Raw genomic sequence first — 24,777 nt, 5'->3', positions numbered from 1 at the left:
AGACGAGACGCCGGAGGCGTGGGGTGCGCCGGAGGCGCCTGAAGCAGGAACAGCCTGATGCCCGCCCGCGCGAAGCGCTTCCAAAGGCGAAGCCCTTCGTGCGGGCGGGCATCAGACGGTCAACCACCCAGAGGGGCAACGGGTGGGTGGCCGGGGCTACTTGGCGTTGGCCTTGAGGTAGTCGCTGTTCATCTGGGCGATCGTGTCCAGCGGGATGCCCTTCGGGCACACCGCCGTGCACTCCCCCGTGTTCGTGCAGCCGCCGAAGCCCTCCGCGTCCATCTGGTCCACCATGGCCTTGGCGCGGGTCAGGCGCTCGGGCTGGCCCTGCGGGAGCAGGCTGAGGTGGGTGATCTTGGCGGCGGTGAAGAGGGAGGCGGAGCCGTTCGGGCAGGCCGCGACGCACGCGCCGCACCCGATGCAGGTGGCCGCGTCGAAGGCGGAGTCCGCGTCCTCCTTGCGCACCGGGACGCTGTGGGCGTCCGGGGCGGAGCCGGCCGGGACGGAGACGAAGCCGCCCGCCTGGATGATGCGGTCGAAGGCGCTGCGGTCCACGACCAGGTCCTTGACGACCGGGAAGGGGGCGGCGCGCCACGGCTCGATGGTGATCTCGGCGCCGTCCTCGAAGTGGCGCATGTGGAGCTGGCAGGTCGTGGTGGCCCGCTGCTCGCCGTGGGCGACGCCGTTGATGACCATGCCGCACATGCCGCAGATGCCCTCGCGGCAGTCGTGGTCGAAGGCGATCGGGTCGTCGCCCTCCAGGATCAGCTTCTCGTTCAGGACGTCGAGCATCTCCAGGAAGGACATGTCCGGGGACACGTCCTCCACCTTGTACGTCACCATCCGGCCGGCGTCGTCCCGGCCGCTCTGACGCCAAACGCGCAGTGTCAGGTTCATGCCCGGGGCTCCTTCGCTTCGCTCAGTCGCCCGAACCCGGGCATGAACAGGTTGCTGTGTCCAACGGTCGGCTCGCTGCGCTCGCTCACTTGTAGCTCCGCTGGGTCATCTTGACGTACTCGTACTCGAGCGCTTCCTTGTGCAGTACCGGCCCCTCCGGGGAGTGCTCCCAGGCCGACACGTGCGCGAAGTTCTCGTCGTCGCGCAACGCCTCGCCGTCGGCGTCCTGGGACTCGGCGCGGAAGTGGCCGCCGCAGGACTCCGTACGGACCAGGGCGTCCAGGCACATGAGCTCGGCCAGGTCGAAGAAGTCGGCCACCCGGCCGGCCTTCTCCAGCACCTGGTTCAGCTCCTCGGCGGTGCCGGACACCTTGACGTTCTGCCAGAACTCCTCGCGCAGCTCGGGGATGCGCTCCAGCGCCTTGCGCAGCGACTCCTCGGTGCGCTCCATGCCGCAGTAGTCCCACATGAGCTTGCCGAGCTCGCGGTGGAAGGAGTCGGGCGTGCGGGTGCCGTTGACGGCGAGCAGGCGGTCGATCTTGTTGCGGACCTGGATCTCGGCCTCGGCCACGGCCTCCTCGTCCACGTCCCCGTACGGGCCGTTGGCGAGGTAGTCGCCGATGGTGGTGGGAAGCACGAAATATCCGTCGGCCAGGCCCTGCATCAGCGCGGACGCGCCGAGGCGGTTGGCGCCGTGGTCGGAGAAGTTGGCCTCGCCGATGACGAACAGGCCGGGGATGGTGGACTGCAGGTCGTAGTCCACCCACAGCCCGCCCATCGTGTAGTGGACGGCGGGGTAGATGCGCATCGGCACGTCGTACGGGTTCTCGCCGGTGATGCGCTCGTACATCTCGAAGAGGTTGCCGTACTTCTTCTCGACGGCGTCGCGGCCGAGGCGGTTGATGGCGTCCCGGAAGTCGAGGTAGACACCGAGCCCGCCGGGGCCGACGCCGCGGCCCTCGTCGCAGACGTTCTTGGCGGCGCGGGAGGCGATGTCGCGCGGCACCAGGTTGCCGAAGCTCGGGTAGATGCGCTCCAGGTAGTAGTCGCGCTCGGCCTCGGGGATGTCGCCGGGGGCGCGCTCGTCGTTCTTGAGCAGCGGCACCCAGACGCGGCCGTCGTTGCGCAGCGACTCCGACATGAGCGTCAGCTTCGACTGGTACTCGCCCGACACCGGGATGCAGGTCGGGTGGATCTGCGTGTAGCAGGGGTTGGCGAAGTACGCGCCGCGCTCGTGCGCCCGCCAGATGGCGGTGGTGTTGCAGCCCTTGGCGTTCGTGGACAGGAAGAACACGTTGCCGTAGCCGCCGGTGGCGAGCACCACGGCGTCGGCCAGGTGGCGCTCGATCTCGCCGGTGACCATGTCGCGCACGATGACGCCGCGCGCCCGCCCGTCGGAGATGATCAGGTCGAGCATCTCGTGCCGGGTGTGCATCTCCACGGTGCCGGCCGCGACCTGCCGCTCCAGCGCCTGGTACGCGCCGAGCAGGAGCTGCTGCCCCGTCTGGCCGCGGGCGTAGAACGTGCGGGAGACCTGGGCGCCGCCGAACGAGCGGGTGTCGAGCAGGCCGCCGTACTCGCGGGCGAACGGCACGCCCTGGGCCACGGCCTGGTCGATGATGTTCACCGAGACCTGGGCGAGGCGGTAGACGTTCGACTCGCGGGCGCGGAAGTCGCCGCCCTTCACGGTGTCGTAGAACAGCCGGTAGATCGAGTCGCCGTCACCGCGGTAGTTCTTGGCGGCGTTGATGCCGCCCTGGGCGGCGATGGAGTGGGCGCGGCGCGGGGAGTCCTGGTAGCAGAAGGACTTGACGTTGTAGCCCAGCTCACCCAGGGTCGCCGCGGCGGAGCCGCCCGCCAGGCCGGTGCCGACGACGATCACGTTGAGCTTGCGCTTGTTGGCCGGGTTGACCAGCTTGGCGCCGAACTTGCGCTTCTCCCACCGCTCCTCGATGGGGCCCTCGGGAGCCTTGGTGTCCCTGATCTCGGGGCCTTCGGTGTACTTCACTTGACAACTCCGAACGTGATCGCGAGGGGCGGGACCAGGAAGCCGACCACCAGGACGATGGAGACCAGTCCGGCGGTGGCGCGCAGCGCCTTGTTGCGGTCCTTGTTGGCCCAGCCGAGCGTCTGGAAGGCGCTCCAGATGCCGTGGCGCAGGTGCATGCCGACCATGACGACGGCCACGAAGTAGATCAGCGTGACCCACCACCGGGACGGGTCGAAGCCCGAGATCATCCGGTCGGCGGGCGCGGAGTCGAAGCCCTTGGGGTTGACCACGCCGAAGGTCAGGTCGAGCAGGTGCCAGATCACGAAGAGCACGATGGTCACGCCGCCCCATCGCATGATGTGCGTGGCGTAGCCGTTCGCCTGCGACTTCTTGGCCACGTACTTGACGGGCCTGGCCTTGCCGGCGCGGCGCGACAGCGAGATCGCGGCCCACATGTGCAGCACGACCGCGAGCACGAGGCCGATCTCCAGGATCGTCAGGACCGTGCGGTACGGCGCGAACGGCTCCAGCAGCGTGCGCAGCCAGTGGGCGTAGTCGTTGAAGGACTCACGGCCGAAGAAGATCTTCAGGTTGCCCAGCATATGGAGCACCAGGAAGCTCACCATCACGGCGCCCGTGACGGCCATGACGACTTTCTTGCCGTTGGACGAGCTCAGGAACCCGCCCGGCTTCTTCGGCGTTGGAGTCTTCTTGGAAGCAGGGGTGTTAACAGGCGCGGTGGCGGAGCCGCGCTCTATCGTGGCAGTCACGTTTAAACGCTAGGTATCCAGCGATGATCCGTCCAAGTCATGATGGGCTTGGTTTCGATAGCCACAGGCTATGATGTGGGTAGGCGCGGCTTTTACAGGCCGCTTATGCCGCGCCGGTGCGAGGAAAATCACATGCAGTTGCAGCAGCTCGCGTACTTCGTGGCGGTGGCCGAGACCCGCCACTTCACCCAGGCGGCCGAGCGCATGCGGGTCGCCCAGCCGTCGCTCAGCAAGCAGATCAAGGCGCTGGAGGACGACCTCGGCGCCCGGCTGTTCTCCCGGGCGCGCGGCAACGTCACGCTGACCGCCGCGGGAGAGGCGCTGCTGCCGCTGGCCCGCCGGATCCTGGCCGACGCCGACACCGCCAGGCAGGAGGTGGCCCAGCTCGCCGGGCTGCGCGGGGGGCGGGTGCGGCTGGGCGCCACGCCGTCGCTCTGCGCGGGGCTGCTGGCCGACGCGCTGGCCCGCTTCCACCGCGCGTACCCGGGCATCGAGCTGCTGGTGGAGGAGGGCGGCTCGCGCGACCTGGTCCGGGCGCTGGCCAGGGGGCAGCTCGACCTGTCGCTGATCATCATGCCGCTGCAGAGCGACGACCCCGCGCTGGTGACCGAGGAGATCCTGCGCGAGAACCTCGTGGTCGTCTCGCCCTCCCACGAGCAGATCAAGGGCCCCTACGTGCACATCGAGGACCTGCGCGGCCGGCCGATGGTGATGTTCAGGCGCGGCTACGACCTGCGCGAGGCCACGCTGGCGGCGTGCCGGCAGTCGGGGTTCGAGCCCAGGTTCGCGGTGCAGGGCGGGGAGATGGACGCGGTGCTGCGCTTCGTGGAGGCCGGGCTGGGGGTGGCCGTGGTGCCGTCGATGGTGCTCGACGGGCGGCCCGGGCTGCTGGGCACGCCGCTGGCGCCGCCGGGGCTGAGCCGTACGATCGCGCTGGCCCACCGCAAGGACGTCGAGCCGACCAGGGCCGCGCAGGCGTTCAGGGAGATCCTGCTGGCGTTCGTGGTCGAGGCCGGTCATGAGGGCACGCTTCCGCAAGGGGTGGCGCTCATCGCAGAATGAGCAACAAGTGGCCCCACTCCCCGAAGAGGCGTCTTGACGGCAAATCTCTCGGAAACGCTCACGCTGCTCCTCATAGAGGACGACGACGGAGACGCCCTCCTCGTCGAGGAGCTGCTCAAACACGCCATGGCCCCGCCCACCATCTTCCGGGCGCGCAGCCTGCGGGAGGCCAGGGCGAAGCTGACCTCCCAGATCCAGTGCGTGCTCGTGGACCTCTCCCTGCCCGACGCCAGCCGCCTGGAGGCGCTGGACGAGGTGCTGGCGGTGGCGCCGCCGCACACGGCCGTGCTGGTGCTCACCGGCCTGCGGGACGTGCACGTCGGCGTCTCCGCCGTGCAGTCGGGCGCCCAGGACTACCTGGTCAAGGGCGACGTGGACGCGCGGCTGCTGGCCCGCTCCATCAGGTACGCGATGGAGCGCAAGCGCGCCGACCTGGCCCAGCTCAAGCTCGTCCAGGCCGAGCTGACCGCCAAGGAGAACACCCGGCTGGAGGGCGCCCTGCTGCCCGACCCGCTGCTGCGCACCGCGGCCATCGAGCACATGACCCGCTACCTGCCGGGCAGCGGCGGCACGCTGGCCGGCGACTTCTTCGACACCGTGCAGACGCCCGACGGCGCGGTGCACGTCGTGGTCGGCGACGTGTGCGGGCACGGCCCGGACGAGGCCGCGCTGGGGGTGGCGCTGCGCATCGCCTGGCGCACGCTGGTGCTGGCGGGGCAGACGGGCGACACGCTGCTGCGCACCCTCGACCTGCTGCTGCGGGCCGAGCGCAAGGCCCCGGAGATCTTCACCACCCTGTGCATGGCCACGATCGGCGCCGACCTGGGCTCGGCCAGTATGCGCGTGGTCGGCCATCCGCCGCCCGTGCTGGTGCGCGACGGCGCCGTCGAGGTGGTGCCGGGCACGCCGTCGGGCCCGCCGCTGGGCATCTTCCCCGACGCGACGTGGTCGGTGCTGGACGTGCCGCTCGGCGAGGAGTGGTCGATGATGCTCTACACCGACGGCCTGATCGAGGCCGCCGTGGGCGAGCCCAGCCACCTGCTGGGCGTGGACGGCCTGGTCGAGCTCGTACGCGAGCACGGCGCCATCGACCTCGACCGTCTCATCACCCACGCGGGCACCCTGAGTGACGACCTGGCGGTGGTCATGCTGCGGAGGAGAAAAGAATGAGCATTCACCCGCTGCCGCCGCCCAAGGCGCCGACCGGGCTGGGCCGGCTGCCGGTGGCCCGATGGTTCGTGGTGATCGGGGCGCTGGCGGGCGTCACGTTCGCCGCCGGGTTCGTGATCGTCATGACGATGAGCACCCGGGCCGAGGCGCTCAACCCGCCTCCCGAGCTGGCCGCCCAGCTCGACCGGCTGAACGCGGCCCTGATCGTGGTGTTCGCCCTGCTGCTGGGGCTGGGCGTGGTGCTGGCGGCCGTGGTGCGCTACGCGGTGCTCAAGCCCATCGACCTGCTCACCGCGCAGGTCCGCAAGGTCGCCGGCGGCGACTTCGACCACGACCTGCACGTCGACCGGCCGGCGGAGCTGGCCGAGCTGTCCAGCCACATCGACTCCATGCGCGCCCGCATCGTCACGGCCTGGCGGGTGGCCACCGACCAGGCCGAGGAGCTGCGCAGGTCGAACGGGGAGCTGGAGCAGTTCGCGTACGTGGCCAGCCACGACCTCCAGGAGCCGCTGCGCAAGGTGGCCAGCTTCACCCAGATGCTGGAGCAGCGGTACGGCCCGCAGCTCGACGAGCGGGCCACGCAGTACATCCACTACGCGGTGGACGGCGCCAAGCGCATGCAACTGCTGATCAACGACCTGCTCGACTTCTCCAGGGTCGGCCGGGTCACCGGCGAGAAGAGCGAGGTCGACTCCGGCGCGGTGCTGGACCGGGCGCTGGACAACCTCTCGGCCACGCTGGAGGACGCCGAGGCCACCGTCACCCGCGACGAGCTGCCCCGCCTCAGCGGCAACGAGCTGCAGCTCACCCAGCTCTTCCAGAACCTGATCGAGAACGCCGTCAAGTTCCGGTCCGAGGAGCCGCCGCGCGTGCACATCGGGGCCAGGCGGGACGGCGAGATGTGGGAGTTCAGCTGCTCCGACAACGGCATCGGGGTCGAGCCCAAGTACGCCGACCGCATCTTCCTCATCTTCCAGCGCCTCCATCCGCGCGACGTGTATCCGGGCACTGGCATCGGGCTGGCCCTGTGCCGGAAGATCGTCGAGTATCACGGCGGGCAGTTGTGGCTCGACGGTGACTCCGACGGTCACGGCGCCACGTTCCGCTGGACGATCCCCGCGACGGGAGGCGGACGATGAACGGATGGCGCCCGATCGAGGTGCTCCTGGTCGAGGACGACCAGGGGGACATCCTGCTCACCAGGGAGGCCTTCGACCTCAACAAGGTCCGCAACCGCCTGCACGTGGTCAACGACGGCGAGCAGGCGATGGCGTTCCTGCGCCAGGACGAGGGCTTCGCCGAGGCGCCGCGGCCCGACCTGATCCTGCTCGACCTCAACCTGCCGAGGATGAGCGGGATGGAGGTGCTGCGGGAGGTGAAGGCGGACGTCATGCTGCGGACGATCCCGGTGGTGATCCTGACGACCTCGGAGGCGGAGGAGGACATCCTCCACAGCTACCGCCTGCACGCGAACGCATATGTCTCGAAGCCGGTGGATTTTGAGCAATTCATCCGGGTTGTCCGGCAAATTGATAATTTTTTCGTCACTGTGGTGAAGTTGCCGGTCCAGGGGTAGCGGTCTGACGCGCGTACGTGACAGGAATCACAGTCAGTCATCGAAAAAGTGAGTGACCCCGCTCACAAATTTCGATCCTGTCGTCGTAACGTATCCCCCACCAACGCGCGCCCGAGCGGATACCGCCGTGTGAGCGCGCCCAGCGAAACGAAACCACGGACCCCCTGCGCAGATGGGTCCGCGGGAGGTGGAGAGGTCCGCGATGACCCAGACGACGCCCGACGCTCCGGTCCGACGGCAGCGTGCGCAAGTCAAGGTGCGCACCCTGCGCACAGACAGATGGTGGCTGGTCCCGCTCCTGACATTCCTGGGGCTCAGCTCATTCCTGGTCTACGGTGTATGGGCGATCATCGACAGCAGCTACTTCGTCGATCCCTACATCGCCCCCTTCTCATCGCCCTGCCTGGCCACGTCGTGTCCCGAAGGGGCGCGGCTGTTCGGGTGGGCGCCCTTCGGCGACTGGTACGCCCTCCCGCCCGGCCTGCTGATCCTCGGCCTGCCCGGCGGCTTCCGGCTGACCTGCTACTACTACCGCAAGTCCTACTACCGCTCGTTCTGGCTGTCCCCGCCCGCCTGCGCGGTGCAGGAGCCGCACGGCAAGTACACCGGTGAGCGCCGCTTCCCGCTCATCCTCCAGAACGTCCACCGGTACTTCTTCTACGCGGCCATCGTGATCGGCCTCGTCCTGGCCTACGACGCCGTCCTGGCGCTCGTGCACAAGCCGCTGGGTCTCGGCACCTGGATCCTCATCCTGAACGCCGTCCTGATCAACGCCTACACGCTGTCGTGCCACTCCTGCCGGCACATCACGGCGGGCAGGCTCAACCACTTCTCCCGCCACCCGCTGCGGTACCAGGCCTGGACGTTCGTCTCCAAGCTCAACGCCAAGCACCAACCCCTCGCGTGGGCCTCGATGTTCTCCGTCATGGGCGCCGACCTGTACGTCCGCCTGGTGGCCAAGGGCATCATCGCCTTCCCGTACGCGTAAGGACAGCTTCAGTGGAAAACACCTACAACACAGAGCGCCACGAGTACGACGTCGTCGTCATCGGCGCGGGCGGCGCCGGCCTGCGAGCCGCCATCGAGGCCCGCCAGCAGGGCAAGCGGACGGCGATCGTCTGCAAGTCGCTGTTCGGCAAGGCGCACACGGTCATGGCCGAGGGCGGCGCCGCCGCCGCGATGGGCAACGTCAACTCCGACGACAACTGGATGGTGCACTTCCGTGACACCATGCGGGGCGGAAAGTTCCTCAACAACTGGCGGATGGCCGAGCTGCACGCCAAGGAGGCCCCCGACCGGGTGTGGGAGCTGGAGGCGTGGGGCGCGCTGTTCGACCGCACCAAGGACGGCAAGATCAGCCAGCGGAACTTCGGCGGGCACGAGTACCCACGGCTCGCACACGTGGGCGACCGCACCGGCCTGGAGCTGATCCGCACCCTGCAACAGCGCGTCGTCGCGCTCCAGCAGGAGGACTACGAGACGCACGGCGACTACGAGGCCTACATCAAGGTCTTCGCCGAGTGCACGGTCACCCGGCTGCTCAAGGACGGCGACGCGATCTCCGGCGCGTTCGGCTACTGGCGCGAGACCGGCAACTTCATCCTCTTCGACGCCCCGGCCGTGGTCCTCGCGACCGGCGGCATCGGCAAGTCGTACGTCGTCACCTCCAACTCCTGGGAGTACACCGGCGACGGCCACGCCCTGGCCCTGCTCGCCGGCGCGAACCTGATCAACATGGAGTTCATCCAGTTCCACCCCACCGGGATGGTCTGGCCGCCCTCCGTGCGCGGCATCCTCGTCACCGAGTCCGTCCGCGGTGACGGCGGCGTGCTGCGCAACTCCGAGGGCAAGCGCTTCATGTTCGACTACATCCCCGAGGTGTTCAAGGACAAGTACGCCACCACCGAGGAGGAGGGCGACCGCTGGTACACCGACCAGGCCAACAACCGGCGCCCGCCGGAGCTGCTGCCACGTGACGAGGTGGCCCGCGCGATCAACGCCGAGGTGAAGGCCGGGCGCGGATCGCCCCAGGGCGGCGTGTTCCTCGACGTCTCCACCCGGCTGCCCGCCGAGGAGATCAAGAAGCGGCTGCCGTCGATGCACCACCAGTTCAAGGAGCTGGCCGACGTCGACATCACCGCCGAGCCCATGCAGGTGGGCCCGACCTGCCACTACATCATGGGCGGCGTCGAGGTCGACGCCGACAGCGGCGCGGCGGCCGTGCCGGGGCTGTTCGCGGCGGGCGAGGTCTCCGGCGGCATGCACGGCTCCAACCGGCTCGGCGGCAACTCGCTGTCGGACCTGCTGGTGTTCGGCCGCCGGGCGGGCGCGGGCGCGGCCTCGTACGTCGACTCGCTCAAGGCCCGCCCCAAGGTGCTGCCCGAGCAGGTGGAGAGCGCCAGGGACGAGGCGCTGGAGCCGCTGGGCCGCAGCGGCGAGAACCCGTACGAGGTGCACCACGAGCTCCAGCGCACCATGAACGACCTGGTCGGCATCATCCGCAAGGCCGAGGAGATCACCGAGGCCCTCGGCGTCGTGGAGAAGCTCAAGGAGCGCGTGCGCATGGTCGGCGCGGCCGGCTCGCGCATCTACAACCCCGGCTGGCACCTGGCGATCGACCTGCGCAACATGGTGCTGGTGTCGGAGTGCGTGGCCCGCGCCGCGCTCATGCGCGAGGAGAGCCGCGGCGGGCACACCCGCGACGACTTCCCCGGCATGAACGCCGGCTGGCGCCGCAAGCTGCTCGTCTGCTCCACGCAGGACGGCAGCACCGTGAAGGTCGCGGAGCAGGAGCAGCCGTCGATGCGCGACGACCTGATCACCCTGTTCGACCGGGACGAGCTGAAGAAGTACCTCACCGACGAAGAGATGGCCGAGTTCGACGGGATAGCGAAGTCATGAGCTACAAGGCAAAGTTCAAGGTCTGGCGCGGTGAGGGCGGCGAGGGCAGGCTCGAGGACTTCACGGTGGAGGTGAACGAGGGCGAGGTCGTCCTCGACATCATCCACCGCCTCCAGGCCACGCAGGCCCCCGACCTCGCCGTGCGGTGGAACTGCAAGGCCGGCAAGTGCGGCTCGTGCAGCATGGAGATCAACGGCAAGCCGCGGCTCGGCTGCATGACCCGGATGTCCACCTTCGAGGAGGACGAGACGATCACGGTCACGCCGATGCGGACGTTCCCCGTCATCAAGGACCTCGTCACCGACGTCTCCTACAACTACCAGAAGGCCCGGGAGGTCCCCTCCTTCACGCCGCCGGACGGGGTGCAGCCGGGCGAGTACCGGATGAAGCAGATCGACGTCGAGCGCTCGCAGGAGTTCCGCAAGTGCATCGAGTGCTTCATGTGCAACAACGTCTGCCACGTGATCCGCGACCACGAGGAGAACAAGAGCAACTTCTCCGGCCCCCGCTTCCTCATGCGGATCGCGGAGCTGGACATGCACCCGTACGACGTGGCGGACCGGCAGGAGGCGGCCCAGGAGGAGCACGGGCTCGGCTACTGCAACATCACCAAGTGCTGCACCGAGGTCTGCCCCGAGCACATCAAGATCACTGACAACGCGCTGATCCCGATGAAGGAGCGCGTGGTGGACCGCAAGTACGACCCGCTGGTGTGGCTGGGCAACAAGATCTTCAGGCGCAAGTAGCACGACGACGAGAAGCGGGGGCCGGTTCTCCGGCCCCCGCTTTCGCGTGCTCGCTACTTCTTCTTCCTGCCGAACCGCTTGCGCGTCGAGTCCGGCAGCTCCTTGGTCGGCTCCTGCCGCTGCTCGGGCTCGGACGACGGAGGCTGCGGCAGCGGCTGCACGGCCGTCACGTCCTCGTCGGGGGGCAGGTAGGGCGGCGGCTCGTACACCGGTCCGGGCTCGTTGCCGCGCGCGGGCTCGCCGCCTCGCACGGGCTGGAACAGCGAGCCCGGCTGCTCCTGCTCCCACGGCACCGCGTCGCCCGCCTCGGCGGCCGAGGCCGGGCCGAGCGGCTGCTCGACGCCGCCGTCGTACGGGTCGGCGCCGCCAGGCGGGATGTCCGACGGCACGGGCGCGGGCGGGACCAGCGGCTCGAACATGTCGCGCTCGCGGGACCTGGGCGGCTCGCTGTAGGAGTCGAACTCGTCAGGGTGCAGCACGACGGGCTCGGGCTCCGTGGGAGGCGGCTCCTGCATGTAGCCCTGCGGCGGGTACGGGTGGTTCGGGTCCTGGTAGCCGTACTGGGGCGGGCCGCTCGGATAGGTCTGCACCGGCACGAAGCTGATGATCGGCGCGTACGCCGTGCCGCCCGGGTACGACGGCGCAGGAGCGGGGAAGCCACCCGCGGTGGCGGCGTAACCGGGCCCAGCCGGATAACCACCGCTCGGGTGCGGCTCCGGCCCCATCGCCGGGCCTGCCATCGGCGGGGGCCCCGCCTTCCGCACGGCCGCCGCGTGGGCCATCCTGCGCAGCCTGCCCTCGAAGATCAGGACCGCGAACAGCGCGAGCAGGACCAGCACCAGCGCCGGGATGCTCAGCTTGCGCGTCAGGTCGGTCTGGTCGAACTCCGGCGCGGCCCTGCGCAGCTCCAGCGGCACCTCCTCGGTGGAGGCGGCCTGCGTCTGGCTCGGCAGCGTGTTGCTCGGCGTGTCAGTCGGCGCGATGGCCGGCATCTCCACCGACTGCTCGGGCGTGGGGGTGGTCGGGATGACCGGCGGCACCTCCGCGCTCTGCGTGGGCAGGGGCTGCGGGTTCTGCGCCGGCGTGGTCGGCGTCTGCGTCGGCGTGGGGGCGGGCGCGGACGTGGTCTTGGTCGGGGTGGGCGACTTCGAGGTCTTGGTGGGGGTCGCGGTGACGGTCTTGGTGACCGTCGTCTCCGGCGCCTCCTCGGGCCCCGTCGGGCTCGGCGAGCCTAACGTGGTGGTGACCGTGATCGTGGTCTCGGGCGTGATGTCGCCGCACAGCGTCACGTCGGGGTCGCAGGGCTCCACCACGGGGTCGAACGCCACGGAGGCGCTCGCGCTCTGCACGATGAACGGCGTCGCACCGGCGCCCGTCAGTCCGAGCGCCAGGACGATTGCGGACACGGCTGTCGCTCGTGTGCGTGCCACCGGTGCCCTCCGCGTGGTCCCGGAACCATGGTCAAGGGAATACTAGCCGGGTAAAAGTAACAGTAAAGACGGAATTACAACACCTTTCTACGGTTACGGCACCGTTGTACCGTGACAACGGCCCACAGGGCCGCCATCAGTACTCCGATACCCCCGAGAACCATGGGCAACGCCTTCGGGCCGTCGATCGGGCTGTCCCATCGGACAGGCTCAACGGGCTTCGCGGACACGGCCATCCCCCACGGCAACGGCGCCTCCCCGGCGGCGGCCTCGGACTGGAACGAGACAATCCCCCCGGACGGCTGGGGGGCGGCTCCGGGAAGGGCGAACGACGGCTGCGGCACCGCGCCGGCCGGCGCCTGCGGAAGACCACCGGGCGCCTGCGGGACGCCTGAGGCGACACCCTGCGGCGCCACGCTCGACACCATGCTCGGGATCACGCTCGGCAACACGCTGGGCACGACGCTCGGCAACACGCTCGGGATCACGCTCGGCAACACGCTGGGCACGATGCTCGGAATCACGCTCGGGATCACGCCCGGAACGGCGAGCGACCCGCCCGCCGGCGGCACTGTCGCGGCCCGTGCCCGCCGCGGCGCGGCATGCGCCGGCCGCCGCACGGCCTGCGCACGTGGCGGCAAAGCATGCGCACGTGGCGGCAGGGCCCCCACCCGTTGCGGCAGGGCCTGCACCTGTTGCGGCGGGGCCTGCATCCGTTGCGGCAGGGTTCCCGGCCCGCCTCGCACGCCATCCCCTCGCACCCCGCCGGCCCGCTGCCGCTGCGCACGGCCAGAAGGCGCAGCCTGCCCACGTGCAGGAGGCGCATGAACACGCGCAGGCGCGGTCCGGGCGCGGTCAGGCACGCTTGTGGCTTGTGCGGGCGCGGCTCCGGCGGGCTGTGGCAGGGGATCCGCGGGCTCCGCGATCGTCGCCGCGTCGCCGGGGACGAGCTCGCCCGCGCGGACGGCGGCGGTCCTGCTCATGGTCGTCAGCCCGCCGCTCTCGACGTCCCGCACCCTGGCCACGGCCGCCAGCACCACTTCGTTCGCATCCGCCGGCGTCCTGAGCGTGATGTCCACGGCCCGCTCACCCACGACCTTCCCCAGCGTGCACACCCGAGCCCCGGGCGGCACGGGCCCCTTCAGTCCCTCCGCGCCCACCAGTGCCAGCGCCCGCATGGTCAACGCCCCCGTCACACCGACGTGCGACGTCCCGGCGACCTTGGGAACCACGCCGACGACGGAGGCCGTACCGGCCCGAGAGGCCGCATCCGCGCCAGGAGCCGCGCCGGCGTCAGGAGCCGCGCCGACACGAGAGGCCGTACCGGCGGCGGGAGGCGCGCCTGCGGACGCGTCCGGCGGAATCGCCGCGGCCCCTTCCCCGGATGCGCCGCTCGCCGGGGGACCGGGCCGCGGGCCCCACCCGGGCGCGGGCCCGCAGGCCACCTCGGACAGCGCCTCCACAGGACTGGCCGCGACCGCGACCCGGGCCCCCCGCCCCATCCCGTTGAGCCGTACCCGGAACCGCTGCGTGTCCCCGGTCCTGACCCACTTGCCGACCTCGTCGGCGCCGCCCACCCGCTCCAGCACCAGTGACACCCCGGCCGCCGCCACGGGCACGGAGGGCACCGCCACCAGGATCAGCGCGCCGGCGACGACCCAGCTCCTCCGCATCGCTCCCCACTCCCCCACCGCGACAAATTACGCACAGTAATCATTGTGTCACAGAGAGGGATGTCCTAATCACGCGGGAGCAGATTCTCCACGGTCTTCATGATGGGCAGGTCCGCCGCCAGCCACTCGACGTCGTAGTACTCCCGCGGCCCGAGCCAGCGCAGCGCCAGATGCTCCTTCGCCTCCGGCCGGCCCGACAGCAGCGAGCAGAGCCAGACGCGCATGACGTACCCCTCGGCCAGCGGCCAGTCACCGCCGACGCGCTCGCCCACGGCGACCTCCACGCCGAGCTCCTCCCGGCACTCCCGCACCAGCGCCGCGGTCTCGCTCTCCCCCGGATCCACCTTCCCTCCGGGGAACTCCCAGCCACCGGCCAGGGCGGCCGGCTCAGCACGCTGGGCGGCCAGCACCCGCCCGCCCGGTCCGACGATCACCGCGGCAACGACCACAATGCTCATAGGGAAGGATTCTGCAGCTTCTTGATCTGCTCCAGGACATCGGGGTTCTGCAACGGGCGGGTGAAGCCCACGCGGTTGTCCCGCGCCTGGTAGCTCGTCACCTTGATCGGCCCGCACAGCCGGCACCGGGCCTCCAGCATCTTGCCCTTCGACACGACCAGCCCGACGTGGCCGGGGTTGTCGGGAGAGGTGCCCGGCCCCGAGTTGAAGAACACCAGGTCCCCCGGCTGCTCCTCACCCTCTAACACCTTCACGCCGAACGGCCACTGCGTGAACGTCGTACGCGGGATCGCCAGCCCCGCCGCCTTGTAGGCCGCGTAGATCACGCCCGAGCAGTCGAAGGAGTCGGGCCCCGTGCCACCCCACAGGTACGGCTTGCCGCGCTGCGCCAGCGCGTACTGCAGGATCCTGGCCACGAGATCGCTCGGCGCGGCCTCCACCAGCGGGTCGTCGCAGTCCTCCGACGCCTGCGGCGGCACCTTGACCACGCCTGACCTGGCGTACTGCCTGGCGATCTCCTCGACCTGGTCGACGTACCACCAGGCCCGGTTGTAGACGAACAGCGCCTGCCGGACGTTCTCGGGCGCGCCGTTGCGCTTGAGCATCTTGGCGGCCCCGAGGATGGCGTCCGCCGGGTTGTAGACGTCGCCGACGCCGTCACCGTCACCGTCGGAGGCGTACCCGTTGAACTGGGACGACGTCGGGATCCTGGCCTTGCCGCCCCACGTGGAGATCAGGAACTGCATCGGCCCCGCCGCGCCGGCGGCGTTGGTGCCGCTGCTGACGCCCGGCAGGGTGGAGCGGCCGTGGTCGGTCTCGCGCTTGCCGACGGCGGCCAGGATGTTCCACTGGACGCCGATCTTCTTGCCGTGCTCCTTGTACAGGTCCAGGTACTCGGCCGGGATGTCGGACGCGGCCGAGTCGGAGGCCTCCTCCACCTGGGCGGTGTCCTCGCAGTCGACGGTGATCCCGCCGTCTGCCAGGAACGACGGCATCGACATCAGCAGCAGCGGCGACACCAGGACCGCGACCAGGAGCAGCAGCCCCGCCGCGCCGATGATCAGGGCGAGCCGTGCCCGGGAGAGCTTCACTGGTCACCCTCCTGGCCCTCGGTGGACGGCAGGATGTCGTAGATGCGCCAGTCGGCGCCGAGCTGGCTGACCGTGACCGCGTACTCCTCCGCCGCCAGCTTGTTGCCGCTCTTGGCGGTGACCTGCCGGCTCGCGGTGACGACGAACACGATGGAGGACTTCTCGACCTGCCTGATCTCCTTCAGGCGGGCCGTGGCGGTGGAGACGGTCTGGTCGTCGCGGTTCTGCTGGACGAAGCCGGCCGAGGTGACCGTCCTGGTCAGGGTGCCGGCGAGCTCCGGCGTCGTGTACGCCTTCAGCCTCTCGGCGTACGCCGCCGGGTCCTCGTCGTAGCGGAAGGTGCCGTACGCGGCGGTGAACCGCTCGGCCAGGTCCGCCGCCGCGGCGAGCTGCTCCTTCTGCATCGGCAGGTACGCGTAGATGTCGAACGGCGCGGCGCTCGCGGTCGCCAGCGGCGTGCTCGACGCCACGGCGGAGCTGGTGGCGATGCTCGCCTCCGGCTCCGGCGCGGCCTGGTCGGAGGAGTCCGGCCACATCGTCAGGTAGATGCCGACCGCGGCGATGACCACGACGATGACGGCGAAGGCCACCCCCCGCCTGTCACCCGGCTGTGCCATGTTCAGTCCTTGTCCGGGTTGTTCGGCTTGAGCCAGAAGGGCACGTCGGGGCTGTCACCGCCGGAGCCACCGCCGTTGCGGCTGCTGCGCAGCCAGAGCGGGGGCGCCTCGGAGGCGCGGGACGACGGCTCGTCGGAGCCGAAGATCCGGGGGCCGGGCGAGGTGCCGCCACCTGACCTGGACCCTCCGTTGCCCGAGCCGCCGAACAGGCCGCCGCGCGAGCCGTTCGAGCCGCCCGAGCCGCCGGACCTGCGCGAGCCGCCGCCACCGAACAGGCCGCCACCCGAGCCGCCCGAGCCGCCGCCGAACAGGCCGCCACCACCACCCGAGCCGCCGCGCGAGCGGGTGCCGCCCGCGCGGGAGCCACCGGAGCGCGTGCCGCCGGAGCTCGTGGAGCCGCCGAAGCGCGAGGTGCGCGCGCCCGTGCCACGCGTGCCGCCCGCCGAGCCGCCGGAACCGCCGCGCCGGGCCCAGCCGCCGCCGGACGCCCCGCCGAACCAGCCGCCGGCGGAGCCCGAACCGCCCGAGCTCGAACCGCCCGAGCCCGAGCCACTGGAGCCCGCGCCGCCTGAGCCGCCCGTCGGGGAGGCCGTGCCCACCCTGGGGCCGCCCGCCGATCCGCCGCGGGTGCGGGCCGGCGTGCCGTTCAGGTTCAGCGGGGGCGCGGTGCCCCTGCGCGGTTCGAGCGTGGCCCGGCCGGCCGCCTTGCCGCCCTGCTGGTCGGTGTCGAGCGGAGCCGCCGTGGCGGGGATGCGGGTGCCCGAAGCGGCGCCCTCCCCTTCCTCGCCGCGCACGCGCACCTGCCCGGCCGCCGCCGACGCCGCAGCGCCCGCCGGGTTGGCCGCGCTCGCCGCCCTGATGAGCGGCTCGGCCTTGCGCAGCCCCCAGCGGCCGATCCTGGCCGAGGCGACCGGCGGCAACGCGCCCGCCGACCGTTCGAGCACGGACGAGCTCGCGGCCTCGCCGAGCATGCGGGTGGTGACCGTGTGGCCGCTCATCGAGGCGAACAGGTGCTGGAACGGCCGCCGATAGAAGAACACCGCGATCGTCAGCAGCGCCATGAACAGCACCTGCATGCCCCATGGCATGGCCGTCGAGATGATCAGCGCGTACCCGTACACGAGCACGCTGAGCACGACCGTCAGCACGGCCTGCCGCAGCAGCGTGCCGATGAGCATCTCCACCCAGCGCATGGCGACGATCCGGCCGCTGCCCGGATGCACGCCGATCAGCAGGAAGATCGGCCCGAGGATGAGCAACAGCAGGAAGCCCACCTTCAGTACCAGCAGCGAGACCGCCACGAGGAAGATGAGCAGGCCCGCGACGATGGCCGCGATGAACGCTCCGACGGCCACTCCGAGCCGGTTCGACCAGTCACGGCCCGAGAAGGTCGCGTAGCGGGGGTCGTTCCTGAGCTTGTCGGCCAGCGAGGCGTACTCCGACTGCCTGGCCCCCACGTCAGGGGCCGGCTGGCCGGCCTGTGGCGGCGGCACCGACTGCATCTCCAGCACCTTGCGGCCCCAGTCGCGCACGATCGGCTGCTGCGGGTCGGAGGTGCCGAACAGGCCCACCAGCCATGGCTTGCAGACCAGGGTGGACCACAGCGCGTCGGCGTTCTGGTCCACGCCCGGCGTGCCGCTCTGGGCGTACCCGCCGGTCGTGACCTGCGGGTTGGCGTTGCCGGGCGGTGGCAGGCAGGACGCGCCGCCCGCGCCGGGCAGGCCGGAGAAGGCGGAGTTGACCACCTCGCCCGTCTTGTCCGTGACGACCTTGCCCAGGCCGGTGAAGTCGCCGGGACGGCTGAAGAACCAGACCGCCACGGTGACCGCCAGCACCATCCAGATGACGCCTTCCGCGGTCGTGGTGGCGCGCTTGCGGATCAGCCCGTACCAGGCCAGCCAGATGGCGCCGAGGATGACGATCGGGCGGAGGTACGGCCAGTACATGGCGTTGGACAGGTTCGTGACGATGTCGTCGACCACGTCCTTGATGGACTGGAGCGGCCCTTCTGTCGCCGCCGCCTGGTACGTGGTGATCGTCAGCCGGTCGACCGCCTTGGCCGCGGTGAAGATGCCGTTGGCCCACATGTTGCCGAGCACGGCCACGTAGTCGGAGCAGGTCAGCTCGTGCGTGTGCCAGAACTGGCCGCTCATGCCGAACTGCGTGTAGTTGGTGGTCGGCGCCGGCGGGGCGTCCGCGGTGGCCGGCGGCTGGATGAGGCCGTCGACGCCGCTGCCGACCATCTCGGGCGAGAGCGGGCCCGACAGGTCGCAGGGAGCCGCCGCGACCGGAGTGGTGGTGGCGCCCAGCACGAGCGGCACCGCCAGGACTGCGCCGACGAGCGCGAGCACGAGCGCCAGTCGTCGGGATAGCCGGATCTTCATGACCGTACCTCCTGCGCCCTGCCCACGCCCCCTTGATGATCATCATGCCCGGCGACGCCGGGTTTGTCGTGCGTCGGGTTCGTGTCGAGCCAGCGAAGAAGTTCCTCGGAGATCAGGTCTACTCCGATCCGGCCCGCCCTGCCATCCAGATCGCGGAATACGCATTCGCCGTTGCCCAGCGAACGCAGCACGGCCTTGTGCTCCTCCGACGACTCCACCCCGAGCAGGGACATGACGTGGTCCACCTCCACCCGTTCGGTGGACCTGAACGCGAACACGGACGACAGGCAGTTGGTCACCTGCTCGTTGAGCAGGTCTCCCGCGTTCTGCGAGACCAGCACCAGAGCGGTGTTGCGGGAGCGGCCCATCCGGCTGACCTCGGGCACCAGCTTGGCGCCCTCGGGCGTGGAGGTGATCGCCCACGCCTCGTCCAGGAAGATCGCCTTGGGGGCGCGCCGGTCGAGGCCGTTCATCAGCCTGCGCGCGAACTGCGACACCAGGTAGAGCAGGGCCACCGACAGCCGCTGCTCGTAGGAGTAGTCCTCTCTGCCCGTGGTCACGTCGGGCAGCGTCAGGCCGCCCAGCGTGAACACGGTCGTCCACCCCTCGGTGTCGACCTGGTCGCCGCCCGACGGGTCGAAGCAGAGCCTGGCCAGGTGCATCTCCGACATCGAGCGCAGCACCGCGCCGAGGTTCTTCGAGGCCGGGTCGTCGGCCTGCTCCAGGAAGTCCACGACCTTGCCCAGCGAGGGGTCCTCGCCGTTGGACACCGCCGCCACCGCCTGGATCATCGCCGACTCGCGCTCCTCCGACATGCGGGGCAGCAGCAGCCGCAGCGTCTCGGTCGCCATCGTCTTCTTCGCCGCGATGTCGTCGCCGAACGAGAACGGGTCCAGCAGGCCCGGCGCGGCCGAGCCGAGCGGGATCACCCGGGCCTTGCGCCCGCGCTTCTCCAGGAGCTGCACCAGCGACTCGGCGTCGCCCTTCGGGTCGATCACCGCGACCGTCACGCCGCGCAACGCCATCTGGTAGATCATCAGCAGCGCGAGCGTGGTCTTGCCGCCGCCCGGCTCGCCGGTGATCGCGATGGCGGTCGGCCGGTTGCGGGTGGCCGCCACCAGCGGGTCGAAGTGCACGATGCTGCGCGCCCTGCCGACGGTCTCGCCGATGTACGGGCCCAGCCAGCCCTCGCTGCCGTCGTCGAGCCGGTCGCCCAGATCGACCGTGGCCGTGGCCATGCCGCCCGCGATCGTACGCAGCGGCTGGCGCTGGGCGTAGGCGTTCAGGCGCACCTTCTCGCCCGGCAGCGACTCGCAGAACAGCGAGAACTGGTCGCCGGTCGAGTTCACCACGTCGATGCCCATGTCGCGGTAGTGCTCGACCACCGCCTCCACCCGCTGCACGCAGATGTCCTCGGTGGGGGCCGAGACGATCAGGCGGTGCCAGCCGTACACGAAGGGCAGCCGTTCCTTGGTGATGCCGTGCTCCAGCATGCGGGCCGCGTCGATCTGCTCGGCCAGCGCCAGCGGCGCCTCCGCGCCCGCCTCCCGGATGTGGTGGTCCATGTCGCGGGCGTGCGCCAGCTTGCGCGCCACGTCCTTGGACGCCTTGACCGGCGGGATCAGCCGCATCCGCGAGGAGATCTCCACCGGGAACGGCAGCTGGTCGGCGAAGTGCAGCCACGGCTCGCCGTCGGGGAACGGCATCAGGTCGGGGAACCGCGCGAACGACAGGTAGGCCACGTACGAGTCGCCCTGGGGCTGCACGATCCGCAGCAGCGACCTGCCGTTGTGGATCTCGCCCTCCACCAGCGACTCGATCTCTCCCCTGCCCCAGCGCCTGCGCGGGCTCGCCGACGGCGCCGGATCGCCCACCGAGCCGGCGGCCGCGTGCTGGAACAACCACGCCACCTCGGTCGAGGTGGCGTGACGGGCGTACAGGGCGCTCGACGCGAGCGCCCTGCCGAGCCGTTCGGCCTGCTCGGTCCACCGTCCGACCTCGCTGTCGGGCACGTGGTCGTCCTCCATGCCCAGCGCCTTCTCCGTCTTCTGGTAGAAGCCGAGGAGCTGGGACAGCACGCCGCTGCCGAGCTGCTTGCCGCGCGGGCCGAGCCTCACGCCCAGGTAGACCTCCTTGCTCCAGAAGTCCTTGGCCCAGACGTGCCGGTACATCTCCTCCAGGTAGTCGCGCCAGCCGGGCCCCTCGTCGGACGTGGCGTTCAGCGCCATGGCCCACTCCGCGGCGGGGTACGTGCGGTGCGCCACCCTCAGGTGGACCTCGGCGTCGGGCATCCTGATCGCCGCCAGCGCGATCGTGATGTTGGTGGCCAGCGCCTCGCGCTCCTCCGGCGTGACGAACTCGTAGCTGACCGTCGGAAGCCGGAAGTACGCCCATGCGCAGGTGTCCGTGAGCAGGATGCGGTCGTCGAAGTAGCGGACCGCGAGGCGCTGGTGCGCTCGGGACGCCCTGCTCATGCCGCCCCCTCGGCGCATGAACGGGCCAGACCTGCTCGCTTGTTCACTTATCGCTCACCGATTCTCGTGCCCGGGGGGTCACTCGCCAACTCCTCTTCGCTCGTCCGTACGGTCTGTGCCGCGAAGCCCGCGACCACCACACCGGCGAGGGCGAGATACGCCCGCCGCCCGGCCGCGCGCAACTGCCCTGGATCCACGGTCTCGGCGCCGCCCGGCGCCAGATCGTCCTCCCAGGGGACCCTGACGATGGCCCGGCACCTGCCTCTGGCCACCGACTCCGCCTGCTCGACGTCGGTCATCGAGCGCCTGCTGACGCCGTTGACCACCATCACCGCCCGCCTGCGCAGCTCCGCGCAGCCGTGCCCGTCGAGCCACTCGTACGTCATCGCCACCGCCTCGGGCGCCTCCTCGCTCGCCGGAACCACCAGGACGAGCTGGTCCGCGTACGGCAGCAACCTGGCCGCCAGGGCGGCGGCCGGGTCGATGACGGCCAGCTTGTAGTGGCGGTCGAGCAGGCGCATGGATTCGCCGAGCCGATGGTCGGAGAAGAAGGACCGGTCCGCGAGGCGCTGCTCGGCGCCCGCGTCGGTGTCCGCGCTGATCACCTCCAGGCCGGAGGCGGTCCGCGTCGTGTAACCCCGCATGGTGAGATAGCCGCTGACCCGGTCGAGTCCCGACAGCAGTGACGTCAGGGTCTCGGGGGTCTCCGGCTCGATCTTGCTGGTCAGCGTGCCGCCGCCGGTGTTGGCGTCGACGGCCACGACCCTGTCGTCGCGTACCTGGGCGAAGGTGTGGCCCAGCATGAGCGCCGTCGTGGTCTGCCCGGCTCCGCCGGTGCAGCCCAGCACGACGATCCGCCGGCCGCCCGCGAAGACGGCCCTGGCCCGCGCCTCGTCGATCTCCGACCCGTCGGTACGCACCCCGCCGCCGCCCACGACGACCTGCGCGATGCGGCGCCAGCCGCCGGAGTCCCTGCCCACCACGGACTCGACCCTGCGCACCCGGCCCTCACCCGGCCTCGGCACGGGCACGGGCGCCACGCCCTCCCCGGGCCTCCCACCCCGCGCCCCGCCACTCCGCTCGCCGCCGGCCTCCCGCGCCCCCTGCACCGAGCCGCCCGGCTCCTGCGCCACGCGACCGCCCGGCTCCTGCGCCGCGCCCGCGTGCTGGGCCGCTTGACCGCCTGGCTCCTGTGCCATGCCCGGGTGCCGGGTCGGGCCTGGCTCCTGCGCCCCGCCGCCCGGGTGCTGCGTCGCGCGACCGGTCGGCATCGCCGCACCTCGGGCATTCGCCGCCTCACGCCGGCCGGTGACGCTCGTGCCCTCGTGGGCCGCCTCGCGCTCGCCCATCGTGGGCGCCCTGTGCTCGGGCACCGCGGGGGGTCCCTCGGCCGCCGGCGCGACGCCGACCTCCGCCGACGCGGCACCGCGGCCGCTCACCGGCGCGTCGCCATCGCTCGCCGCCGTCTCGCTGCCGTCGCCGGCCACCGTCGCGGCGCTCTCGCGCGCCACCGTCTCGCTGCCGTCGCCGGTCGCCGCGACGCCCTCGTCGGCCCTCACTGGTTGCGGCCCCTGCGCGCCGCCATCGTGCCCGGCAGCAGCCTGGACCTCGGCGGGCGTCTCTGGCACGGCGTCCTGCGGCTGGGCGTGCTGGACATCGGGCGTCCCAGCGACCGCGCCGATCGCCTCGGCCGCGTCACCCGGGCCCGCCGCAACGCCCGCGTCGGGCACATGACCCGAGCCATCCCCCGCGCCGGGCGCATCGCTCGCGACAGTCGCATCGCTCACAGCCGGCACATCGCTCGCGGCCGTCTCCGCCGCAACGGATCCGGGCGTGCGGTCGTCGCCGGCCTCACCGAGGTCCGCAGGGGTGTCCGCGCGGACCTCCGACGCACTCTGGGCGGCCGGGCGGGGCAGCGGCTTGGCGTTCGGGTTGAGCGGGGGCCAGACCCGCCGGGTGCCGGGCAGCACCAGCCCCGGCTGGGCCAGCCGCGGCGGCTGCCCCTTCCTGTGCTGGTCCCTGGCGACATCGTCCTCGCCCCGCTCAGCCCCCCCGCGTCCCACGGCCGAGGCGCGGCCGGGAGCGTCGGCGGGCGCGTCGGCGCTGGCCGCGAGCCGCCGCAACCTCCGCAGCGCCTCGGTGTCGATGGGCTTGCCCGCGGCGGGCTTGCGGCTCTCGGTCGTCTTGATCGGCACACTCGCCTCGCGCGCCGCCACCGCCTCCGCGCTCATCTCCCCGTGCGCGCCCGGATCCCCATGCGTGTCCCGAGCTCCGTGCGCGTCCCGAGCCCCGTACGCGTCCAGACCCTCATGCGCGTCCGGATCCTCATGCGCGCCCAGAGGCTCCGAGCCCGGAGCCACCGCCGCTTCCTGCTCGACGACCGAACCCCGCGCATGCCCGCGAGCGCCGTCCGCGGCCTCGTCACCCCGCACGCCGGCGATGCCGCTCGCGGTCTCGATCGCGGGAGGCTCCGGCGCGGGGTCCATGCCCGCGTAGTCGGGCCCCGCGCCCACGGCCTCCTCCAGGAGCGACACCGGCCGCTCCGGACGCCGCCCAGAGCCGCCTGAGACCCCCTTCTCGCGCCATGCCGGCCCGGCCGTGGCTCCAGGTGCCGGGGACGCGGCTCCCTGGCGTACCCGGCCCTTGAGGGCGGGCGCGGTGCCGCGGCGGCTGCCCCAGCCCGTACGGGAGGGCGGCTCGGCGACGGGAGCCTGGGAGGCGGCGGCAGCGGCGGCGGCGACAGCGGGACGGACCTGGCGGGGCCCGGTGAGCCGCTGGCCCTCGCGCCCGCGCTGCGACTGGCGGGCCTTGCGCGGCGCCTTCGACTTGGCCCGGGCGGGGCCGGTGCGCCAGACGCGGCCGGAGAAGGTGACGGTCTCGGGCTCCGAGCTGGGCGCCATGCGGTACCACGCCTTCGGCTGGCCCAGGTAGCGGAGCTGGGACTCGAGCAGCTCGGTGAGCCGCTTGCCCTCGATGACCGGACGGGTGGACAACCACGTCACGATGCCCGGCGGCACCAGGAACAGCACGTGCCAGGGCATCTGCACCGGCACGCCCACCAGGACCAGCAGGAGCGACCACGGGACGAACACCCCGACGAACACGCCGATCCAGACGATGGGCAGCGGCATCGGCAGCCGTAGGTCGTACAGCTTGTACAGCCGCTTCTCTATCCGCCAGATGTTCGTATACGTGGGCAGGTCCACACGGTCCTCCTCTCCACCCGCTCGTTCATGACCGCCGCGAAGCGGTCTCAACCCTCATTGGATGCCCAGTGCGCCCGCGATCGCCCGCGCTGTCACCTCGATGATGTTGGGGACGTAGAAGATCACTCCGATGGCCACGGCCAGGATCAGGAACTGCACGAAACGTGTGATCTCGCGGGTGAAGAGGAAGAAGAGCGCGACCACGGAGACGACGACGAGGAACAACGGGGCGAAGAACGCGCGCAGGAAGTTGGCGAGCCCTCCGGTGTCGATGCCGGTGGACACCGGCGTCGGTGTCGGCGACATCTCGATCAAGGTGAGCATTACGGTCT

General features: G+C 71.1%; 19 protein-coding genes. 7 read left to right on the top strand and 12 right to left on the bottom strand.

Annotated elements, in window-relative coordinates; translation table 11 throughout:
* Positions 1–156 precede the first annotated feature (156 nt).
* From HD597_RS57640 to HD597_RS57630, 3 genes are all read right to left on the bottom strand, one after another.
* A complete protein-coding gene (locus HD597_RS57640; protein WP_253757186.1) occupies positions 157–897 on the bottom strand; it encodes a succinate dehydrogenase/fumarate reductase iron-sulfur subunit in 741 nt (246 codons plus the stop codon).
* 85 nt (positions 898–982) lie between these two features.
* Positions 983–2,905, bottom strand: coding sequence for a fumarate reductase/succinate dehydrogenase flavoprotein subunit (locus HD597_RS57635; RefSeq protein ID WP_253757184.1), 1,923 nt, complete (start codon positions 2,903–2,905; stop codon positions 983–985).
* Entirely contained in the window at positions 2,902–3,657 is a 756-nt protein-coding gene (locus HD597_RS57630) for a succinate dehydrogenase cytochrome b subunit (protein ID WP_253757182.1), read from the bottom strand. Before HD597_RS57630 ends, HD597_RS57635 begins: the two co-directional genes overlap by 4 nt.
* A 132-nt stretch (positions 3,658–3,789) precedes the next feature.
* Between HD597_RS57630 and HD597_RS57625 the strand changes: the two genes are divergently transcribed.
* The 7 genes from HD597_RS57625 to HD597_RS57595 all read left to right on the top strand — a co-directional run bounded on the left by HD597_RS57625 (position 3,790) and on the right by HD597_RS57595 (position 11,112).
* Positions 3,790–4,719: a LysR family transcriptional regulator gene (locus HD597_RS57625; RefSeq protein WP_253757180.1), complete on the top strand. Its 930-nt coding sequence runs from the start codon at positions 3,790–3,792 to the stop codon at positions 4,717–4,719.
* Positions 4,720–4,752: 33 nt separating this feature from the next.
* Positions 4,753–5,889 (top strand): PP2C family protein-serine/threonine phosphatase, encoded by a 1,137-nt coding sequence (locus HD597_RS57620; RefSeq protein WP_253757178.1) that lies wholly within the window; start codon positions 4,753–4,755, stop codon positions 5,887–5,889.
* Entirely contained in the window at positions 5,886–7,028 is a 1,143-nt protein-coding gene (locus HD597_RS57615) for a sensor histidine kinase (protein ID WP_253757176.1), read from the top strand. Before HD597_RS57620 ends, HD597_RS57615 begins: the two co-directional genes overlap by 4 nt.
* A complete protein-coding gene (locus tag HD597_RS57610; RefSeq protein ID WP_253757174.1) occupies positions 7,025–7,465 on the top strand; it encodes a response regulator in 441 nt (146 codons plus the stop codon). Before HD597_RS57615 ends, HD597_RS57610 begins: the two co-directional genes overlap by 4 nt.
* A 202-nt stretch (positions 7,466–7,667) precedes the next feature.
* Complete coding sequence (gene sdhC / locus HD597_RS57605) at positions 7,668–8,453, top strand: succinate dehydrogenase subunit SdhC (RefSeq protein ID WP_253757172.1); 786 nt, start codon at positions 7,668–7,670, stop codon at positions 8,451–8,453.
* A gap of 11 nt (positions 8,454–8,464) precedes the next feature.
* The gene (locus HD597_RS57600) at positions 8,465–10,366 is read left to right on the top strand and encodes a fumarate reductase/succinate dehydrogenase flavoprotein subunit (RefSeq protein WP_253757170.1); all 1,902 of its coding nucleotides are present in this window, start codon (positions 8,465–8,467) and stop codon (positions 10,364–10,366) included.
* Positions 10,363–11,112, top strand: coding sequence for a succinate dehydrogenase/fumarate reductase iron-sulfur subunit (locus HD597_RS57595; protein ID WP_253757168.1), 750 nt, complete (start codon positions 10,363–10,365; stop codon positions 11,110–11,112). Before HD597_RS57600 ends, HD597_RS57595 begins: the two co-directional genes overlap by 4 nt.
* Before the next feature lie 53 nt (positions 11,113–11,165).
* Here the strand turns inward: HD597_RS57595 and HD597_RS57590 are convergent, their stop codons facing one another.
* From HD597_RS57590 to HD597_RS57550, 9 genes are all read right to left on the bottom strand, one after another.
* Positions 11,166–12,518, bottom strand: coding sequence for a hypothetical protein (locus HD597_RS57590; protein WP_253757166.1), 1,353 nt, complete (start codon positions 12,516–12,518; stop codon positions 11,166–11,168).
* Between the two features lie 98 nt (positions 12,519–12,616).
* Positions 12,617–14,215 carry a hypothetical protein gene (locus tag HD597_RS57585; protein WP_253760023.1) on the bottom strand — a complete coding sequence of 533 codons (1,599 nt, stop codon included), beginning with the start codon at positions 14,213–14,215 and terminating at the stop codon, positions 12,617–12,619.
* A gap of 65 nt (positions 14,216–14,280) precedes the next feature.
* Positions 14,281–14,673: a (deoxy)nucleoside triphosphate pyrophosphohydrolase gene (locus HD597_RS57580; RefSeq protein ID WP_253757164.1), complete on the bottom strand. Its 393-nt coding sequence runs from the start codon at positions 14,671–14,673 to the stop codon at positions 14,281–14,283.
* Positions 14,670–15,764, bottom strand: a complete 1,095-nt coding sequence (locus HD597_RS57575; protein ID WP_253757162.1) for a C40 family peptidase — start codon at positions 15,762–15,764, stop codon at positions 14,670–14,672. The genes HD597_RS57580 and HD597_RS57575 overlap by 4 nt, the downstream gene beginning before the upstream one ends.
* Positions 15,761–16,381 (bottom strand): hypothetical protein, encoded by a 621-nt coding sequence (locus HD597_RS57570; protein ID WP_253757160.1) that lies wholly within the window; start codon positions 16,379–16,381, stop codon positions 15,761–15,763. The genes HD597_RS57575 and HD597_RS57570 overlap by 4 nt, the downstream gene beginning before the upstream one ends.
* A 2-nt stretch (positions 16,382–16,383) precedes the next feature.
* On the bottom strand, positions 16,384–18,765 hold the full coding sequence (locus HD597_RS57565; RefSeq protein ID WP_253757158.1) for a type IV secretion system protein: 2,382 nt from the start codon (positions 18,763–18,765) through the stop codon (positions 16,384–16,386).
* Entirely contained in the window at positions 18,762–21,239 is a 2,478-nt protein-coding gene (locus tag HD597_RS57560) for an ATP-binding protein (protein WP_253757156.1), read from the bottom strand. Before HD597_RS57560 ends, HD597_RS57565 begins: the two co-directional genes overlap by 4 nt.
* 47 nt (positions 21,240–21,286) lie before the next feature.
* Positions 21,287–24,445, bottom strand: a complete 3,159-nt coding sequence (locus tag HD597_RS57555) for a TcpE family conjugal transfer membrane protein (protein WP_253757154.1) — start codon at positions 24,443–24,445, stop codon at positions 21,287–21,289.
* Positions 24,446–24,499: 54 nt separating this feature from the next.
* Positions 24,500–24,769 (bottom strand): hypothetical protein, encoded by a 270-nt coding sequence (locus tag HD597_RS57550; protein ID WP_253759922.1) that lies wholly within the window; start codon positions 24,767–24,769, stop codon positions 24,500–24,502.
* Positions 24,770–24,777 lie beyond the last annotated feature (8 nt).

The organism is Nonomuraea thailandensis (assembly GCF_024172165.1).
Taxonomy (GTDB): Bacteria; Actinomycetota; Actinomycetes; order Streptosporangiales; family Streptosporangiaceae; genus Nonomuraea; species Nonomuraea thailandensis.
Note: the sequence above shows the minus strand (reverse complement) of the source record. Positions and strands in the feature narration are given on the sequence as shown.